General features: G+C 59.2%; 14 protein-coding genes, 4 tRNA genes and 1 pseudogene. 8 read left to right on the forward strand and 11 right to left on the reverse strand.

The window, feature by feature from the left end; genetic code table 11:
* Positions 1 to 124 precede the first annotated feature (124 nt).
* Positions 125 to 748: a glutathione S-transferase family protein gene (locus tag ACA060_RS21140; protein ID WP_497312989.1), complete on the reverse strand. Its 624-nt coding sequence runs from the start codon at positions 746 to 748 to the stop codon at positions 125 to 127.
* A gap of 43 nt (positions 749 to 791) precedes the next feature.
* Positions 792 to 1,451 (reverse strand): transglutaminase-like domain-containing protein, encoded by a 660-nt coding sequence (locus ACA060_RS21145; RefSeq protein WP_497312991.1) that lies wholly within the window; start codon positions 1,449 to 1,451, stop codon positions 792 to 794.
* A gap of 248 nt (positions 1,452 to 1,699) precedes the next feature.
* On the opposite strand from ACA060_RS21145, the gene ACA060_RS21150 reads away from it, so the two are divergent.
* The gene (locus ACA060_RS21150) at positions 1,700 to 4,147 is read left to right on the forward strand and encodes an acyl-CoA dehydrogenase (RefSeq protein ID WP_497312993.1); all 2,448 of its coding nucleotides are present in this window, start codon (positions 1,700 to 1,702) and stop codon (positions 4,145 to 4,147) included.
* A gap of 65 nt (positions 4,148 to 4,212) precedes the next feature.
* Positions 4,213 to 4,620, forward strand: a complete 408-nt coding sequence (locus ACA060_RS21155; protein WP_010461909.1) for a PA2817 family protein — start codon at positions 4,213 to 4,215, stop codon at positions 4,618 to 4,620.
* A 189-nt stretch (positions 4,621 to 4,809) separates the two neighbouring features.
* On the opposite strand, the gene ACA060_RS21160 is transcribed toward ACA060_RS21155, so the two are convergent.
* A complete protein-coding gene (locus ACA060_RS21160) occupies positions 4,810 to 5,799 on the reverse strand; it encodes a LysR family transcriptional regulator (protein ID WP_497312995.1) in 990 nt (329 codons plus the stop codon).
* 90 nt (positions 5,800 to 5,889) lie between these two features.
* Here ACA060_RS21160 and ACA060_RS21165 point away from each other — a divergent pair, with 90 nt between their 5' ends.
* The 4 genes from ACA060_RS21165 to ACA060_RS21180 all read left to right on the forward strand — a co-directional run bounded on the left by ACA060_RS21165 (position 5,890) and on the right by ACA060_RS21180 (position 9,955).
* Positions 5,890 to 6,516, forward strand: a complete 627-nt coding sequence (locus tag ACA060_RS21165) for an alanyl-tRNA editing protein (protein WP_497312997.1) — start codon at positions 5,890 to 5,892, stop codon at positions 6,514 to 6,516.
* 92 nt (positions 6,517 to 6,608) lie between these two features.
* Positions 6,609 to 7,379, forward strand: coding sequence for a 2OG-Fe(II)-dependent halogenase WelO5 family protein (locus ACA060_RS21170; protein WP_109633888.1), 771 nt, complete (start codon positions 6,609 to 6,611; stop codon positions 7,377 to 7,379).
* A 1-nt stretch (position 7,380) separates the two neighbouring features.
* A complete protein-coding gene (locus tag ACA060_RS21175) occupies positions 7,381 to 8,019 on the forward strand; it encodes a LysE family translocator (protein WP_109633890.1) in 639 nt (212 codons plus the stop codon).
* Between the two features lie 196 nt (positions 8,020 to 8,215).
* The gene (locus ACA060_RS21180) at positions 8,216 to 9,955 is read left to right on the forward strand and encodes a dipeptidase (protein WP_497312999.1); all 1,740 of its coding nucleotides are present in this window, start codon (positions 8,216 to 8,218) and stop codon (positions 9,953 to 9,955) included.
* Positions 9,956 to 10,103: 148 nt separating this feature from the next.
* On the opposite strand, the gene ACA060_RS21185 is transcribed toward ACA060_RS21180, so the two are convergent.
* The 4 genes from ACA060_RS21185 to ACA060_RS21200 all read right to left on the reverse strand — a co-directional run bounded on the left by ACA060_RS21185 (position 10,104) and on the right by ACA060_RS21200 (position 10,517).
* Positions 10,104 to 10,179, reverse strand: a tRNA-Gly gene (locus ACA060_RS21185).
* A 3-nt stretch (positions 10,180 to 10,182) separates the two neighbouring features.
* A tRNA-Glu gene (locus tag ACA060_RS21190) sits at positions 10,183 to 10,258 on the reverse strand.
* 105 nt (positions 10,259 to 10,363) lie between these two features.
* Positions 10,364 to 10,439 (reverse strand) — tRNA-Gly (locus tag ACA060_RS21195).
* 2 nt (positions 10,440 to 10,441) lie between these two features.
* Positions 10,442 to 10,517, reverse strand: a tRNA-Glu gene (locus tag ACA060_RS21200).
* 378 nt (positions 10,518 to 10,895) lie between these two features.
* Here ACA060_RS21200 and ACA060_RS21205 point away from each other — a divergent pair.
* On the forward strand, positions 10,896 to 11,666 hold the full coding sequence (locus ACA060_RS21205) for a hypothetical protein (protein WP_497313001.1): 771 nt from the start codon (positions 10,896 to 10,898) through the stop codon (positions 11,664 to 11,666).
* A gap of 633 nt (positions 11,667 to 12,299) precedes the next feature.
* Here ACA060_RS21205 and ACA060_RS21210 read toward each other — a convergent pair.
* The 4 genes and pseudogenes from ACA060_RS21210 to ACA060_RS21225 form a co-directional block, all read right to left on the reverse strand.
* Positions 12,300 to 13,181 carry a methyl-accepting chemotaxis protein gene (locus ACA060_RS21210; RefSeq protein WP_371922089.1) on the reverse strand — a complete coding sequence of 294 codons (882 nt, stop codon included), beginning with the start codon at positions 13,179 to 13,181 and terminating at the stop codon, positions 12,300 to 12,302.
* Positions 13,161 to 14,264 (reverse strand): annotated as a pseudogene (locus ACA060_RS21215) (HAMP domain-containing protein); the annotation flags it as partial. The gene ACA060_RS21210 and the pseudogene ACA060_RS21215, both read right to left, overlap by 21 nt.
* A gap of 108 nt (positions 14,265 to 14,372) precedes the next feature.
* Positions 14,373 to 15,764, reverse strand: a complete 1,392-nt coding sequence (locus ACA060_RS21220; RefSeq protein WP_497313003.1) for an aminotransferase-like domain-containing protein — start codon at positions 15,762 to 15,764, stop codon at positions 14,373 to 14,375.
* Between the two features lie 184 nt (positions 15,765 to 15,948).
* The gene (locus tag ACA060_RS21225) at positions 15,949 to 16,710 is read right to left on the reverse strand and encodes an SDR family oxidoreductase (protein WP_461991780.1); all 762 of its coding nucleotides are present in this window, start codon (positions 16,708 to 16,710) and stop codon (positions 15,949 to 15,951) included.
* Positions 16,711 to 16,945: 235 nt separating this feature from the next.
* On the opposite strand from ACA060_RS21225, the gene ACA060_RS21230 reads away from it, so the two are divergent.
* Positions 16,946 to 17,950 (forward strand): NADP-dependent oxidoreductase, encoded by a 1,005-nt coding sequence (locus tag ACA060_RS21230; protein ID WP_109633901.1) that lies wholly within the window; start codon positions 16,946 to 16,948, stop codon positions 17,948 to 17,950.
* Positions 17,951 to 17,979 lie beyond the last annotated feature (29 nt).

Here is a 17,979-nt window from a genome sequence, read left to right on the forward strand (position 1 = left end):
ACGCACCAAGAAGGGAAGAAAGGGATAACTATGGGCGGGCGGCGAGCAATACAACCGCGGCGCACGAGCGCAATGGTGCTTGTCGCCGCCACACAAGTACAGTCAAGTGTGTCGATAGTGAGTATTAAGTCAACGCGGTCATAACGGCTTTTTTATACGCCGGACGCTGTTTCAGTCGTGCGTACCAGGCTTCAAGATGAGGGTGCGGCGCACGCTCGATCGGCATCTCGAACCAGGCATAAATGAAACTGCCGAGAGGGATGTCGCCCATGCCGATTTCGTCGCCGGACAGGTACGGCTTGGCCGCCAATGCCTGGTCGGCCATCACCAGCAGGTCATCGCATTCCTTGATCGCGGCATTGATGGCGGGCCAGTCCTGCTTGTCTTCCGGTGTGCGCAACACGCCCCAGAACACGGTGCGGAACGGGCCGGCAAAACTTGAGGTGGTCCAGTCCATCCACTTGTCAGCAGCAGCGCGGGCTTTCAAATCCACCGGATACCAGGCCGTGCCATCGGCGTGGCTGGCCATCAGGTAACGCACGATCGCGTTCGATTCCCAGAGCACGAAGCCGTCGTCTTCGATCACCGGCACGCGGCCGTTTGGATTCATCGCCCGGTACTGCGGCGTATCGACCACACCAAAGGCGCCGCCCGCATCGATGGCTTCATAGGCCAGGCCCAGTTCCTCGGCGGCCCACAATGGCTTTCTGACATTCGACGAATTTTTCCGACCCCAGATCTTCAGCATGACCGCCTCTTTATGGATGAATGCGCAGGCAGCATACGCCGGATCAGGCGCGGCTCAAATCGCTCTGCATATCACCCAGCAACGCTGGCAGTGTGTCGCTGAAGAGATGTGGATAGCACTTTTCCAGGTGCTCGAAAAAGAACGTTTCAGGCACGTCGGTAAACTGGCCGTGATCGATCAGGTACTCCATCAGCTGCTCGCCGTCGCGGTTGAAGGGATGAAAAACGCTGTCGTTGATGCCGTCGAATTCCAGCGGCGCCACATTGAACAATTCACAGAGTTTCTGGTTGAAGGCCGGCGTCGCCTTGACCCAGCGACCGTTCAGATACAGCTCCGTATAGCCGTGCATGGCGAACACGTCGCTCCTCAGCAATTCGAGCAACCGCGGGGTCGACAGATGGTTGCGCACGTCCGCCAGACCGATGCGAGCCGGGATCCCGCAATGTCGCGCGGCACCGGCCAGAAGCGTGGCCTTGGGCACGCAATAACTTTCCCCGGCCGCCAAGGCATAACTGCCGCGCAACGTATCCGGGTCGCGACTGAACGTATAGGGGTTGTAGCGCACGGCCTCGCGCACGGCGTAATAGAGGTTGATCGCTTGCTCAAGCGGATCGCGACTGGCGCCCCGATGTTTTTCGGCGAACTCCACCACCGAGGGGTGGTCACTATCGATGAAGCGGCCGGGACTCAGATACTCGTGCATGAGAACAATCTCCTGGGGAAGCCACGAGTCTAGCGACACCCTCAGCACAGAGATAACGACGTTTCGGCCAAACATGGGCGCATAGCCGCGTAGGAACCGAACGATTTCCCGGGCGTGTTGCCAACCCAACCTACAAAACTCATCGGTGGTTTCCCACGAATTCAATCACCTCGCTCCGACCACCCTGTTTTGCGGATGCCGTCTAAGCTCTGAAGGTTGGTTTTGCCCTGGTTCACGGAGGATTAAATATGCTGCTGTTGTGGATACTGGTTCTGGTTATCGGGATAGCTTATCTAGCCCACCGTCGCGTCGCCCCCCTGCCTGCCCTGTGCATCGTCGCCGTCTATGTTGTCGCGATGGGTGCCTTCAGCCGCGCGCCAGGCTGGCTGCTGCTGGTGTTCTGGGTGTTGATCGCAGCCGTCGCGGCGCCGTTGTTGCTGCCCGATCTGCGTCGCAAATACTTCAGCGCGCCGCTGTTCAGCTGGTTCCAGAAAACCCTGCCGCCGATGTCGCAAACCGAACGCGATGCGATCGACGCCGGGACCGTATGGTGGGACGGCGAACTGTTCAGCGGCCGCCCGGACTGGAACAAGCTGCTTTCCTACCCGAAAGTGCAGCTGAGTGAAGAGGAACAGGCCTTTATCGACGGTCCGACCGAAGAACTCTGCGCCATGGTCACCGACTGGCAGATCGGGCAAGACATGGACCTGCCGCCCGAAGCCTGGACCCACATCAAGGAAAACGGCTTCTTTGCGCTGATCATTCCCAAGGAGTTCGGCGGCAAGGGCTTCTCGGCCTATGCCCACTCCCAGGTGGCGATGAAACTGGCGACCCGCAGTGGCGACCTCGCCTCCACCGTGATGGTCCCCAACTCGCTTGGCCCCGCCGAACTGCTGCTGCATTACGGCACCGACGAACAACGTAACCATTACCTGCCACGGCTGGCCCGTGGTGACGACATCCCGTGCTTCGCACTGACCGGTCCGCTGGCGGGCTCCGATGCCGGCGCCATGCCTGACACCGGGGTGATCTGCAAAGGTGAATGGGAAGGCAAGGAAACCCTCGGTCTGCGTCTGAACTGGGAAAAGCGTTACATCACGCTGGGCCCGGTGGCCACCCTCCTCGGCCTGGCCTTCAAGGCCTATGACCCGGACCATTTGCTCGGTGACAAGGAAGACCTGGGCATCAGCCTGGCGCTGATCCCGACCGACACCGCCGGTGTTGAAATCGGCCGCCGTCACCTGCCGCTGGGTGCCGCCTTCATGAATGGTCCGAACTCCGGCAAGGACGTCTTCGTGCCGCTGGACTTCCTCATCGGCGGCCAGGAAATGCTCGGCAAGGGCTGGATGATGCTGATGAACTGCCTGTCGGTCGGGCGTTCGATTTCCCTGCCGGCAGTCGGCACCGGCGCGGCCAAGTTCACCAGTCTGGTGACCGGTCAGTACGCGCAGGTGCGTGAACAATTCAACGTGCCACTGTCGGCGTTCGAAGGTATCCAGGAAGCCATGGCGCGCATCGGCGGCAATGCCTGGATGATGGACGCCGCCCGGATGCTCACCGCCAACGCGGTGGACCTGGGCGAGAAACCGTCAGTGCTGTCGGCGATTCTCAAGTACCACCTCACCGAACGCGGCCGCGAGTGCATCAGCCACGCCATGGACGTCCACGGCGGCAAGGCGATCATCATGGGGCCGAACAACTACCTCGGTCGCAGCTGGAACGGCGCGCCCATCTTCATCACCGTCGAAGGCGCGAACATTCTCTCTCGCAACCTGATGATCTTCGGTCAGGGCGCCATTCGCTGCCATCCGTTCGTGCTCAAGGAAATGGCCCTCGCCGGCCGTGAAGACAAGGATCAGGCACTCACCGAGTTCGATGGGCTGTTGCTCAAGCACATCGGTTTCGCTGTGAGCAACGCGGCCAGCACGCTGGTGCTGAACCTCGGCTTCGGGCACTTCGAACATGCGCCCGGGAACAAGCTCAGTCAGGGTTACTTCCGCGCGCTTAATCGTCAGGCCGCTGCGTTCGCCATGCTCGCCGACCTCAGCATGATGCTGCTGGGCGGTGAACTGAAACGTCGCGAACGTCTGTCGGCGCGTCTTGGGGATGTGCTCAGCAACATGTACCTCGCTTCCGCCGCGCTCAAGCGTTATCACGATCTCGATTCGCCGGAGCACATGGCGCCACTGTTTACCTGGGCCATGGAAGAAAGCCTTAGCCAGTCGGAACGTGCGCTGGATGAATTGCTGAGCAACTTCCCGAACAAGGTGCTGGGTTGCCTGTTGCGGGTGATCGTGTTCACGTTCGGCCGTCGTCACAAAGGCCCATCGGACAAACTCGGTGCCGAAGTCGCCGCAGTGATTGGCCGTGCCAAAGGCGATCCGACGCTCGAAGAACTGCTCGGCGGTTGCTACCGTCCGCAGTCGGCGGACGACGCGGTCGGTGCCCTGCAACATGCCTGCAACCTGTTGAACGCGGCGCAGCCGTTGCAGAAAAAACTGCACGTGGCACTCAAAAGCGGTCAGGTTAAACCGGCTGCCGGCGAACATGTCATCGATGCAGGGCTGGAGGCTGGGGTGTTGCAAGCGGTGGAAGCGCAGACCCTGCGTGAAGCCGAAACCGCGCGGCGCAAGGTGATCGATGTCGATGATTTCGACAAAGAGGAACTCACGCTGGCCGACGGAAAGGTCCGCTGATCCTGTAAAAAGGGGCGTGGGGGCTTTATACTCCCGCGCCCGTTTTGCTCTTGAGGACTTATCTCGTGTCCAACGTCGTTGCCGATCATCTTGTCTTGCTCGACCACCTGCGCAGCATCCTGGTCGCCGTAGGTGAGGCCGAACAGGTTCCCGAAGAAAGCCATGCCTTGTTCCTGGAGCGCTTCGACGAACTGCGTGCATTGCTGCCGGTCGACCCGATCGAAAGCCAATACCTGGGCCAGGACATTCTGTGCCAGGTGATCACTCGCTACCCGCAAATTGCCCACCTGGTCCCGCGCGACCTGCTGTGGTACTTCGCCGGTGACTGCCTGCATTACATGCCCGATGATGAAATCGACTTGTACCAGGCACTGGAAGAGCGTCGTTTCGAAGCTGAACAGAACGATGAACCGTTCGACTGGAACCAGGAAAAACAGCTGCTGGCAATGTCGAACGACGAGCCGAAGCACTGATTCCCGTCTGGAAATGCAAAAGGCCCGCATGGTTATCATGCGGGCCTTTTTTATGGCATTTCCGAGTGGTGTAGTGTTCGAGCAGCCGCCATCGCGGGCAAGCCCGCTCCACAGGTTTTTGTGGTGAAGCTGCAATCTCAGGCATCACACACATCACTGTGGGAGCGGGCTTGCCCGCGAAGGCGTCCGTCAAAGCAACCCGTCACTCTCAGGCAACTCATACTCCGCCGCGACCTTCCCCGCCTTCCCTGGCTTGCCCAACGTCGGCTCCTTCTCCAGACACTCCACCAGATAATCAATGAACACCCGCAACTTCGGCGGTAAATAGCGCGTCGGCGAATGCAGCAACCAGGCGCCGCCATGGTAAGACGCGAGGAACGTCCAGTCCGGCAACACCTGCACAATCAACCCCTGCTCCAGCGCATAACGCGCGGTGAAGTACGGCAGGCTGCCAATCCCGATGTGCTGCAACACCGCGCCCAGTCGCACGCCCGTGTGATTCGCCGCATACCGGCCGCGGACACCGACCGTCACAGCCTTGGTGCCTTTCTTGAATTTCCAGCGCGCATCGCTCGGGGTTTCACCCAGGTAGATGCAACTGTGGTTGAGCAAGTCATGGGGATGCGTCGGCGTGCCATGTTCGGCCAGGTACTGCGGCGTAGCGCAGAGCAAATGGTCAATGGTCAGCAACTGCCGCCCGACCAATCCAGCGGGTGGTCGATCGGTAATACGGATCGCCAGATCAACGTGGTCGTCGATCAGATCCACCTGTCGATCCTCCAGCAACAACTCCACATCCACTTTGGGATAACGGCGCAGAAATTCCGGCATATGCGGGTGAATCACAAATCGGCCGACCGCTTTGGGCACGCTGACCCGCACCAGCCCTTCCGCTTCATGGGTGAACTGCCCGCTGATTTCCATCACGGACTTGGCCGCGCTGACCATCTCCTGGCAACGCTTGAACACCTCTTCGCCACCGTCGCTCAAGCGCAGTTTGCGCGTGGTTCGCTGCAGCAATCGCGTGGCCAGCGCCTTTTCCAGACGGGAGATGCTGCGACTCACCGCCGAGGGTGAAGAACCCAATTGGCGAGCTGCTTCGGAAAAGCTGCCGGTCTCGACAACCTTGACGAATATTGCCATTTCACCCAGTAGTGGCAGTGGAAGATTTATGCTCACAGCGCAACAGTCCTTTGATGTTTGAACGGATTATCACGCAATTCCACGCTTCATATAATAAAAAAAGAAACTTTAATGAGGACATGGAATATGACGCTTCGCCTCTTTTTCCATAGTGATGACCTCAAGGCCAATGTGGAAGTCCTGGATTGCACGCCCCAGGAGAACGAGTTTGCCGTGGTGCTGCGCGCCACGCTGTTTCACCCCCAGGGTGGCGGCCAGCCTTGCGATACCGGCTGGATCGGCGAAAGCCAGGTCCTGCGCGTGATGCAGGACCCGGACCGGATCATTCATTTTGTCGACCACCCGGTGAAGCTCGGCATGACCCAGATTCGGGTTGACGAGCCACGTCGCCAGTTCAATTCGCGCATGCATTCGGCCGGGCACCTGATCGGCCATTTTGTCCAGGCGCTGGGCTGGATGCCGATCAAGGCCCATCACTGGCCGGGCGAAGGACGCGTGCAATTCAAACCGGCAGAGTCGGCAAAAGAGGTGGAGGCCGAGATGATTCAGCACGCCATCGAGCAATGGGTTGCCCAAGATTTGCCACGCCTGACGTCGATGCGCGAAGGCGCCCGGGAAATTGGTTTCGGTGAACTGCCCGCCTACGGCTGCGGCGGCACCCATGTACGTAGCCTGAAGGATTTGGGCACGGTCACGATCGCTTCCCTTTCACTGAAAAAGGGAACGCTGTCAGTCCACTACAGCGTGGATTGAGCATTTGGGCGATGGCGTCCTCGTCATCGCCTGACGCCCGGGGGAGCCTGCATTCGCGGGTTCTGTTGACTATCTATAGATGGACCTAAGACATGATGCTTGACGTCGAGCGTCTCGATGAGACGTGCATAAAAAAACTGGCCAACGAAGAAGTCCTCGCCATCCGCGTCAAAGGCCTGTTGCCCCAGCCGCTGGCGATTCAGATTGGCGACAAGATTCTTGCCCCCGGCTTCGAAGGCTATATCAATGCACCGAGCATCGGTCGCATCGGCATGGCGTTTTATGAGGCGGAAAACCAGCCGTTGCTGATCGAAGATTATTTCGAGCATGCCTCGCGCAACATCACTGAGTTGCGCAACCGCTGCGCACCCTACTCGTCCCCGGTCGACACCCTGCGCTGCATGCTCGATGAGTCCTGGCCGGCGGGCGCGCATCTGGAAAATCTCTACGGTCGCAAGATGTATGTCGGGCTGTCCCGCGTGGTGAAACCGGGTGTGTGCTTCCTCGCCCATCACGACATTTTCGCCAAGGACGCCCCGGACAGTTACCAGGCCAGAAGTCTGGAAGCGCAGTTCGCCTGCAACGTTTACCTGAACATGCCGAGCGAGGGCGGCGCGCTGCAGATGTGGGACCACGACATTTCTCCGGATCAATTCGACGAAATGCGTGGCGACAGTTATGGCATCGACCCGGCCCTGCTCGGCACTCCGACCCTGGAGATTCGTCCTGAGCCGGGGGATTTCATCATGTTCAATTCGCGCTGCATGCACTCGGTGACGCCGGGCGTGGCGGATCCGCGATTGAGCCTTTCGTTCTTTGTCGGCTATCGCGGCAATGCTTCACCCCTTACTTTCTGGAGTTGAAATGCTTTCGAATTACCTGGGCGAGTTCCTGGCGCTGGCGACCATTCACTTTCTGGCTGTGGTTGCACCGGGACCGGACTTCGCGGTCACCATCCGTCAGAGTGTACGTTTCGGCCGATTGGTCGGGATCTGCACGGCACTGGGCATTGGTGCGGGGATTTCCGTGCACGTGCTTTACACCCTGCTCGGGGTCGGCGCGTTGATGCACACGACGCCCTGGCTATTGACCGTGGCCAAGGTGGTGGGCGGTGCTTACATTTTGTACCTCGGTGTCAGCCTGCTGCGCAGTAAACCCAAGTCTGTGCTTGAGGGAGACAAAGTCAGCGATGAGCCGGTCGTCGAGCAAACGTTGCTCAAGGCATTCACCACCGGGTTTCTGACCAACGCGACCAACCCCAAGGCGACGCTGTTTTTCCTGGCGATTTTCACAACGATCATCAGCGCCACCACACCGCTGAAGGTCCAGGCGCTGTACGGGGTGTGGATGTGTTTTGTGAACGCGCTGTGGTTCGTGATCGTTGCGCTGTTCTTTTCCAGCGCCCGGGTGCGACTGCTGTTCATGCGCATGGGGCATTGGTTCGAACGCACCATGGGGGTGATTCTGATCCTGTTCGCCGGGCGCCTGATTCTGTCGATGTAAAACCGTCTGAAACGCAAAAGGCCCGTTCAGTTCGACTGACGGGCCTTTTTCGTTTCTGCGCCGCTTTTGCATTTCTGTGCGACAGATCCCACTTCAGGACTCCCGTAACACTCCGTTACAGTGTTAGGTTGGAAACGTTTCTGTCTCATCGATCAGAAACCTCTCACAAACTGCCTGCAAAGGAATGCCCCCAGCAATGAATTTCTCACTCAAGCACCTGGCCGCGTCAACCCTGATTCTGGCCAGCCTTTCGTCGTTCACTCTGACCGCACAGGCCAACATCACCCCGCAACAGAGCGCGGCGATCCTCAAGACCTTCAGCGATGCATCGGTCACAGATTTCCGGCAATTCCTGGGAGGCTTGGCCACGAGCGACCTCGGCAAAACCGACAATCTCGGCCCGGCCATCAGCGCCTTCCTCGGCAACAAGACCCTCACGCCAGAACAGCAGAACGAAATCCATCGCCTGCTTGGCCTCTACGCACGAGTCAAGTACGGCGCCGCAGCCACCGAGACCCTGCGCGAACTGGTGGCCATCCCGACTTTCCGCGTCGATGGCGTTGACCAGCATGACAATCCCGAATTCATCAAGATCGCCGAGAAGATCAAGGGCCTGGCCCAGGCGTTCAACCTGAACTTCCGCAACATCGACAACCGTGTCTATGAAATCTCCCTTGAAGGCAGCAGCGATGAGGTCGTGGGCATTCACGCGCATGCCGACGTCGTGCCCGTGACGCCGGAGAACTGGATCCTGAAAGACGGCACCAAACTCGATCCGTTCAAAGTCACCCTGATCGGTGACCGCATGTATGGCCGGGGCACCGAGGATGACAAGAACGGCATCGTGGTGGCGCTGTATGCGATGAAGATCATCAAGGAAGAGAAGCTGCCGCTGGCGCGCAATTTCAAGCTGCTGGTCGACACCACCGAAGAAACCACCGGCGACGCCATCCCTTACTACTTCGAACACAACCCGACACCCAACTACAACCTGGCGCTGGATGGCGGCTACCCGGTGGTGATCGCCGAGAAAGGCTACGGCACCGTGATGGCGAACTTTGCCAAGCGTAAGGCCGAGGGCACGGGCGCTGAAATCATCTCGATGACCGGCGGCATGGCCACCAACCAGATTCCGTCGACATCGGTCGTCACCCTTTTGACTGAGAAACCTGCTGAATTGGCCGCCAGCCTGCAGAAGTCCGGCGCCGATTACGCCAAACGCAATGGCGGCAACTTCGACGTCACCGCCAAGGTCGATGGCAAAGACGTCAAACTGACGGTCACCGGCGTTTCTGCACACTCCTCCGAGCCCGAGTCCGGCGTCAATCCGGTGGCCAGGATGCTGGAGTTCATCAACAGCCAGGACGGCAAGGTCGCGCTCAAGCATAACCACATCACCGACGCCGCCCGTTATGCCTCGGATAACTGGGGCCTGGATTACCAGGGTGGGAAATTGGGGGTTGGCTTTTCCGACGCCTTCATGGGACCGCTGACCGCTTCCCTGACCTATGTCGCCATGGATGACAAAACCTTCAAGCTCGCGGTCAACCTGCGGGTGCCAAAGGGCAAGTCCCCGGAAACCCTCAAGAGCGAAATCGCCGACAAGCTTGGCGCCTGGAGCAAGAAGACCGACGTAGCGGTGGCCTTCGACTACTCGATCGCCGAGCCGATGTACCGCAATCCTGAAGGTGAATGGGTCAAGGCCTTGCTCGCCGTAGCCAGCGAAAACCTGGGCATGGAACACAAGTACGGCACCTCCGCCGGCGCCACCTCGGTCCACGAACTGCCCAATGGGGTGCAATTCGGCCTGGCTCGACCTGAGGTCAAATACACCGGCCACACCGACAACGAGTTCAAGACGGTCGACCAGTTCCTGCTGGACCTGCAGATCGTGACGGAAATGATGGGGCGCATCGGGCAGCTACCGAAGCTCTGATCGCTTGTCGGACCCGCTGTTATGGCGGGTCCGACGCGTTGATCGTGTTGATTCCAGCACCCACAAAAAAAGGACCTTGAGGTCCTTTTTTATGGATCACGCACAAACAAAAACGCCGCTCATTGCTGAGCGGCGTTTTCGTTAAATATGGAGCGGGAAACGAGACTCGAACTCGCGACCCCGACCTTGGCAAGGTCGTGCTCTACCAACTGAGCTATTCCCGCAAATGGCGTCCCCTAGGGGACTCGAACCCCTGTTACCGCCGTGAAAGGGCGGTGTCCTAGGCCACTAGACGAAGGGGACACGCTAACTGAAACACATGGTGTGTATTTCAGTGCCCAAATCCGCATCCGAAGATGTCGGCTCTGGCTTCACTCAGCCTTGCCCGAAAGCAACGCTGCTTAAAATTGGAGCGGGAAACGAGACTCGAACTCGCGACCCCGACCTTGGCAAGGTCGTGCTCTACCAACTGAGCTATTCCCGCATTGGCGTCCCCTAGGGGACTCGAACCCCTGTTACCGCCGTGAAAGGGCGGTGTCCTAGGCCACTAGACGAAGGGGACACACGTACAACATTCACTCCCTACCGCGTTTCGCTGTGTGCTTTACGCTGTAAGTGGCGCGCATTCTATGGATGGATTGAGGGGTCGTCAACCCCCAGATATAAATTTATTTAAATCAATGACTTCGCCCTGCTTTCAGCCGGGATTCCGGGTTTTCCTTCTCCTGACCTTGGGCGGCTATATTCTGGCAACCACCAAGACGTTATAGTCCGCCGCCGAAGATGATGGCAATGTGACCCACCTTTGCCAGCATTTATATAAGTAGAACCCCGGCCGATATAAAGACAGCCACAACCGATTCATCTCGTCGAGCGGCCCTATGCGCCCAAATGCCAAGCCACTACACTCGATCGCGAACCCTATAAAGAGGTCTTACCGGTGACACCACTCATGATCACCCTGCTAGTCGTAGCCGGGATTGCACTATTGATCGCCATTGGCTACATGAACCATGTGGTGGAAAACAACAAGCTGGAAAAGGCCCGTACCAAGGTTGAACTCAACGACCGCCTGCGTCGCTGCGGCGAAATCACCGAGACCTTCCCCGGTCAGCTGATGACACCGGCGCTCAAACTGCTGTTGACCCGTCTGGAGCTCAACGTCTGCCAGCGTTTGCTCAACCTGGAAAAAACCAGCTCCAACCTCAGGGCGCGGATTACCGAACTGGAAGCCCTGGCCGCGCAAGGCGAATCGATCCCGGTCAACAACCCGCCGGCACCGATCCAGACCGAAGCCAAGGCCAAGGACGTGCGTTTCCTGCTCGAAGCCCTGCACGGCCAAATCACCCGCGCGGCGCAGGACGGTTTTCTGCCGACCAACGAAGCCAAGCGCTGGATCCGCGAAGTGCGCCACATTCTGGTGCTGCTGCACATCGAGTTCTTCAACAACCTCGGCCAGCACTGCCTGCAACAAAACCAGCCAGGCCAGGCCCGCCTCGCCTTCGAGCGCGGCGTGCAATACTTGCGTAAACAGCAGGAACCCCAGGTCTACGCCGAACAGCTCGAATACCTGGAAAAACTCCTGGCTCGCGCCAACGCCATGGTGATGGACAACATCGCCGCCGTTGAAAGCGAGACCAACCAGTTGAACGCCGGCCTCAAAGAAGTCGAGGCGGATGCGGACTGGAAGAAGAAAGTGATCTACGACTGATCAGACGAAGTAAAAAGAAGCCACCGCGAGGTGGTTTTTTTTTGCGGTGGGTGTGGTGGGTGAGTAATGCCGGGGAAGATTGGTTGGCTGTCAGGTCGCGATCGCTGGCAAGCCAGCTCCCACAGGGATTTGGTGTGCATCGGCTAGAGATTGGTCGGCTGTCAGGCCGCCATCGCTGGCAAGCCAGCTCCCACAGGAATCGGCGTGTACCGCTCGCTTCTCACCACTCATTAGGCCGAGCGTTAGCTCGCCTGCTTTTGATCTTGATCTGCCCGCCCCTTTCGGGAGGCTGAGTGGAGGTGTTCATCCGGGGAGTGGCGCGCAGCGCCGTTCGACGCAGTCGAACACGCTGCATGTAGGTCGTCGCGAAGCAGACCGGAGGGCAGTGTCCCCGGATGGATACCGGAGCGAAGGTACGCCGAGCCCAGGCGAGGGGCCGGACGCTTGGGGCGAGCCTTTTTGGGTACTTTTTTGGCGTTTGAAAAAAGTGCCTCGCCGTAAGGGCGAAACCGCCAGCCGCCGTTACCGCAGGAATGGATATGTACACCAGCAAGAGACTGGTCGGCTATCAGGCCGCCATCGCGAGCAGGCTCACTCCCACATTAGATCTGTGCACATTCGCCGGGAGACAGATCAGAGCCGAAAGTGCCCAACCATCCCCTTCAACTCAACCCCCAACTGCGCCAGCTCAATACTCGACGCCGCATTCCCCTGCATCGCCAACGAAGACTGATCCGCACTCGCGCGGATACTCGTCACACTGCGATTAATCTCCTCAGCCACCGAACTCTGCTCCTCGGCAGCCGCCGCAATCTGCTGGTTCATCTGCTGAATCAACGACACCGCCGCCGCAATACTCCCCAACGCACTCTCGGTTTGCAACGCGTCACTCACCGCCAGCTTCACCAACTCACCACTGTTCTGAATCTGCTGCACCGATGACTGCGCCGCCGAACGCAAGGCGCTCACCAGACGCTCAATTTCCTCGGTCGATTGCTGAGTGCGCTTGGCCAACGCCCGAACCTCATCCGCCACGACCGCGAACCCCCTGCCCTGCTCGCCGGCCCGGGCAGCCTCGATCGCCGCATTGAGCGCCAACAGATTGGTTTGCTCGGCGACGCTCTTGATCACACTGAGCACCGTGCCGATGTTCTGGATTTCCGCACTCAAGCTTTCGATGCTCGAACTGGCCGACGTCGCCGAGTCCGCCAACTGCTCGATCCGCGCCATGCTCTGACGCACCACCTGCTGGCCACTTTCAACCTTACCGTCCGCGGTTTGCGCAGCCTGAGCGGCTTCCTCCGCGTTACGCGCCACGTCATGCACCGTCGCCGTCATCTGATTCATCGCCGTGGCGACCTGCTCGGTTTCTTCCTTCTGGCTACTGACCTCCAGATTGGTCTGCTCGGTCACCGCCGACAGCGATTGCGCCGAACTCGCCAACTGCTCGATACCGGCCTGCAAACCGCTGACGATGGTGCTCAGCCCCGCCCCCATCTGTTGCATGGCCTGCATCAACTGGCCGATTTCGTCTCGGCGCGTCACTTCGACCGTCGCACTCAAATCACCCGCGGCAATCTGCTGCGCAACACGAATCACACTGCGCAGCGGCGCCACGATCAACCGGGTAATCACCCATGCCGCAATCAACCCGACCAGCAACGCCAGGGCCGAGGAGCCGATGATCAGCAGCGAGTTCTTTTTCAGTTCGGCCTGCATCGACTGGTCTTCGGCGGCATACGCCTGATCGACCCGCTCCACCACCTGTGCAGCTCGCTGGTGCAGTTGCTCGTAGACGGTTTTTTCCTCGGCCAACAGGCCGGTGTACTCAGTCAGTTTCTCGCTGAAACTGTTGATGTGGCCCGCCACTTCATTGAGGACGGTCTGATAGCCCTCATCTTTGACCGTGGTTTTCAACTGCTCGGCCTGAACCTGCGCCTGATCGGCCTGCTCGATCTTGCCCTGGCCGGCGCTGTCGTCGCCCTTGCGGCTCTGGTCCAGACGCACGCGCGCTTCGTTCATGGCCTGCAGCATCAACCGCGACACCTGGCTGACCTGATTGGCCTGCTCGATGAACTGCCCACCGTCCTTGCCTTCGGACTCCTTCAAGGTATAGGCGCCGTCATCGGCAAGCCCGGCTTGCAGGACATCCAGGTTATTGGCCACGCTGGACACCGACCAACTGGCCATTTCCAGGGCCAGGTCCTTGGCCTGACTCAGCGAGACGAATTCGTCGAAGGCCTTGCGATAGGCCATCAGGGACTGCTCGACGTCATTCATCACCGGTACATTGGCCGCTGACGCAGCCTTGAGCTGCGTCGCCAAAGCGATCAGGCCATCAACGCCCTGGCGCAGGGCATCGGCGGTTTTCGGATTGCCGTGCAAGGCGTAATCCTGCTCAAGCAGTCGCACCTTGAGCAAACCGCTGTTGAGCGACGACATCTGCTTGAGCCCGTCGAAGCGATGACTGATGGTTTGCAGGGACCAAACGCCAATGGCTGCCACCAGAGCCGTCAGCAGCAGCACCAATACAAACCCGACACCCATTTTTTTTGCCATACCGAGGTTGGCAAAACGTCCTTGCACGGCCGAAATCATTGCACTTAGTCCCCTGACATAGTCTGTTGACGCAGATTCGCAATGGGCATACGCCAGCACAAGTCTCTGGCGTCGGAATAATGGCAAAAAGCTACGCCCACGTCGTTTTCAGAACGTTTTAGGTCGATTCGCAGCGGTTGCCTGAAAAAATGCCCGGGCTCGGGGATCGCAGGCATAAGCCACGTTGATGCGCTGCCAGTCATTGGCCTGGCCGTCAGGACTGAAGGCCGTGGCAGAAGACAGCAGCACACCGAAGCGCCTGGCCTGTTTGCGCACCTGAGCGTAGTCGGACATGCGCGATCGCGCCCAGATGAACAGTCCACCGGCTGGCTTGCCGAAAACCTCCCAATCGGCGTCTTCGAGCACTTGCAAGGCCGCCTCTCGGTCCGTATTCAAACGCTGGCGCTGACGCTGGACCAGTTTGCGATAAGCACCACTGGCCAACAGGCAAGCCAGCACCGACTCGCAGAACCTTGAGGCGCCCATGCTGCTGATCATCTTGACCTCGGCCAGTCGCGAAACAACCTCCTCACTGGCCACGACAAAGCCGACCCGCAATGAACTGCTGAGGGTTTTCGAGTAGCTGCCAATGTAGATCACGTTGTCATCGATACCCAACGCAGCGAGGCGAGTCCCGGGGCCGCGGTGCAAGTCCGCATAGACGTCATCTTCAATCACCAGCACGCCATGCATTCTGGTCAGTTGCAGAACCTGCTGTGCCACCACGGGCGTCAGGCAACTGCCCGTCGGGTTGTGGTAGAAGCTGTTGATGAATAGCGCGCGCGGCCTGTGCTTCACCAGCAACGCTTCAAGCCGTGCCGTGTCAGGCCCGCGCGGGGTGCGCGGCACCTCGATCATGGTCACGCCGTGCAGCCTGAGCAGGTCGAACAGCAACGGATACCCCGGACTTTCCACCACCGCGCAATCACCCGGCTTGAGCAAGGTGCGCACGATCAGGTCGAGCCCCTGACTGGCACCTGCTGTGGTCAGAATACGGTTTTCGTCCACGTCGACACTGAGCTGTCCAAGGCGTTTGAGGATTTGCAGACGCAAGGCAGGCAGGCCCCGTGATGGGCTGTAGTTGAACAACCCGGCCATGTCGGTACGGCTGACCTGACGAATCGCGTAGCTCAGGTCGTCCGTTTCGCGCCAGCTTTCGGGCAACCCGCCACAACCCAGTCTGAGTTCGCTCGAGAGACCGCCCTGTTTCACGTCCGCCCCTTCGAACCAGAAACAATCCTGTTGCCCCTGAACGGCCAGCGCCGGCGTGGCGACGATGAATCCGGCGCCATGACGCGAGGCCAGTACACCTTGAGTCACCAGCCGCTCACAGGCTTCGACGACGCAGGACTGACTAAGCAGATTGACCCGCGCGATGTGCCGCGCAGAAGGTAAACGCGTCCCTGGCAGCACCTCGCTCTGACGGAGCCAGACGGCCAACGCGTCGACGATTTGCTGTACGACCGGCACCAATGCCTGTCGATCGATTCTCAATTCCATGAGCAAGCAAACTCCTGTCCATTTGCGGGAAACAGTTAATCACAGGTCTGCTTGATCGGATGTGCGACAACGCCGCCAAAACCCTCGGTTCTAACCATTTGAAACACAATGTTCATCCCTTTCTCGGAACCATGAAAAAGCCCGCACGAATGCGGGCTTTTTCCTACGCTACAAACCTTGTTTGTCAGAACGCCGTAACACCACCGTCCACGGCCAGGGAGTGACCTGTGGTAAACGCCGCGCCATCGCTGCACAGATACAGCACCGCGCTGGCGATTTCCTCGACCTTGCCGATGCGTCCGACCGGGTGCATGGCGTTGGCGAATTCGCCCTTCTTCGGGTCTGCTTCATAGGCACGACGGAACATGTCGGTGTCGATCACTGCCGGGCAGACCGCATTCACACGAATCTTCTTCTTGGCGTATTCGATGGCCGCCGACTTGGTCAGGCCGATCACCGCATGTTTCGACGCCGCGTATATGCTCATCTTCGGCGCCGCACCGAGGCCCGCCACCGACGCGGTGTTGACGATCGCACCGCCGCCCTGGGCCAGCAGCAACGGCAACTGGTACTTCATGCACAACCAGACGCCTTTGACGTTGACGCCCATGATCGCGTCGAACTCATCGATCGTGCCTTCTGCCAGTTTGCCTTTTTCGATCTCGATGCCGGCGTTGTTGAAGGCATAGTCGAGACGACCGTAGGTATTCACCACTTCGTCCATCAGATTTTTTACATCGCTTTCCAGCGTGACGTTGCAGCGCACGAAGGTCGCTTCGCCACCCGCTGTACGAATCAGCGCCACGGTGCCTTCGCCCCCGGCCGTGTCCATGTCGGCCACCACCACTTTCAACCCTTCAGCGGCGAATGCCTGGGCGGTCGCGCGGCCAATACCGTTGGCAGCGCCAGTCACCACAGCGACCTGGCCGGAAAACGTCATGCTCATTGTTATGCCCTCAAAGAGAAGAATGCGGGGGATCGCGTGTTTCCAGTCTAGCCACGGGGTGTATGACACGGCAGCACTATCAGAAGCCCGGTTGTTTGCCCATGAGTTGCAGTGATAGAACGGCGGCACCGACTATCACTGCACTGGATCGATGTGCATTCGCCGCATCAGCCAAACTTGCGGCATCGATCATGAAGGGCTATCAACAAAGCTTCATTCATCTTGAGTGCCTGTCATGACTTCCCAGACCAATCGCCAGTTCCTGCTTGCCAAACGTCCGGTGGGCGCGGCTACCCGCGAGACCTTTACCTATCAAGAAGTGCCAGTCGGCGAACCGGCTGCGGGTCAGATCCTGGTCAAAAACGAATACCTGTCCCTGGACCCGGCCATGCGTGGCTGGATGAACGAGGGCAAGTCCTACATTCCTCCGGTCGGTATCGGCGAAGTCATGCGCGCATTGGGTGTAGGCAAAGTCGTTGCCTCGAACAATCCCGGCTTCGCGGTCGGGGACTACGTCAACGGTGCACTGGGCGTGCAGGATTATTTCCTCGGCGAGCCACGAGGTTTCTACAAGGTCGATCCGACACTGGCACCGCTGCCGCGTTACCTGTCCGCACTGGGCATGACCGGGATGACCGCCTACTTCGCGCTGCTCGATGTCGGCGCACCGAAGGAAGGTGACACTGTGGTGTTGTCCGGCGCCGCCGGTGCAGTGGGCAGCATTGCCGGGCAGATCGCCAAGATAAAAGGCTGCCGTGTGATCGGCATCGCGGGCGGCGCGGACAAGTGCAAGTTCCTGATCGATGAACTGGGGTTTGACGGCGTCATCGACTACAAGAACGAAGACGTGCATGCGGGCCTGAAGCGTGAATGCCCGAAAGGCGTCGACGTGTATTTCGATAACGTCGGCGGCGATATTCTCGACGCGGTGCTGGGTCGCCTGGCCATGAAAGCGCGCGTGGTGATTTGTGGCGCGATCAGCCAGTACAACAACAAGGAAGCGGTCAAGGGCCCGGCCAACTACCTGTCGTTGCTGGTCAACCGCGCGCGGATGGAAGGTTTCGTGGTGATGGACTACGCCGCGCAGTTCGCCGCCGCCGGACAGGAAATGGCCGGCTGGATGGCCAAGGGGCAGCTCAAGAGCAAGGAAGATATTGTTGAAGGGCTGGAGACGTTCCCGGAGACGCTGATGAAGTTGTTCAGCGGCGAGAATTTCGGGAAGTTGGTTCTGAAGGTTTAACGACCTGACAACAAAAAAAACCTGTGGGA

Source organism: Pseudomonas sp. LBUM1671, assembly GCF_059695685.1.

Bases quoted from the DNA above. Each gene is read 5' to 3' on its own strand.
- ACA060_RS21170 (WP_109633888.1), top strand. From the start codon at position 6,609: ATGATGCTTGACGTCGAGCGTCTCGATGAGACGTGCATAAAAAAACTG.
- ACA060_RS21175 (WP_109633890.1), top strand. From the start codon at position 7,381: ATGCTTTCGAATTACCTGGGCGAGTTCCTGGCGCTGGCGACCATTCAC.
- ACA060_RS21140 (WP_497312989.1), bottom strand. From the start codon at position 748: ATGCTGAAGATCTGGGGTCGGAAAAATTCGTCGAATGTCAGAAAGCCA.
- ACA060_RS21220 (WP_497313003.1), bottom strand. From the start codon at position 15,764: ATGGAATTGAGAATCGATCGACAGGCATTGGTGCCGGTCGTACAGCAA.
- ACA060_RS21150 (WP_497312993.1), top strand. From the start codon at position 1,700: ATGCTGCTGTTGTGGATACTGGTTCTGGTTATCGGGATAGCTTATCTA.
- ACA060_RS21230 (WP_109633901.1), top strand. From the start codon at position 16,946: ATGACTTCCCAGACCAATCGCCAGTTCCTGCTTGCCAAACGTCCGGTG.
- ACA060_RS21225 (WP_461991780.1), bottom strand. From the start codon at position 16,710: ATGAGCATGACGTTTTCCGGCCAGGTCGCTGTGGTGACTGGCGCTGCC.
- ACA060_RS21145 (WP_497312991.1), bottom strand. From the start codon at position 1,451: ATGCACGAGTATCTGAGTCCCGGCCGCTTCATCGATAGTGACCACCCC.
- ACA060_RS21180 (WP_497312999.1), top strand. From the start codon at position 8,216: ATGAATTTCTCACTCAAGCACCTGGCCGCGTCAACCCTGATTCTGGCC.
- ACA060_RS21210 (WP_371922089.1), bottom strand. From the start codon at position 13,181: ATGCAGGCCATGCAACAGATGGGGGCGGGGCTGAGCACCATCGTCAGC.
- ACA060_RS21165 (WP_497312997.1), top strand. From the start codon at position 5,890: ATGACGCTTCGCCTCTTTTTCCATAGTGATGACCTCAAGGCCAATGTG.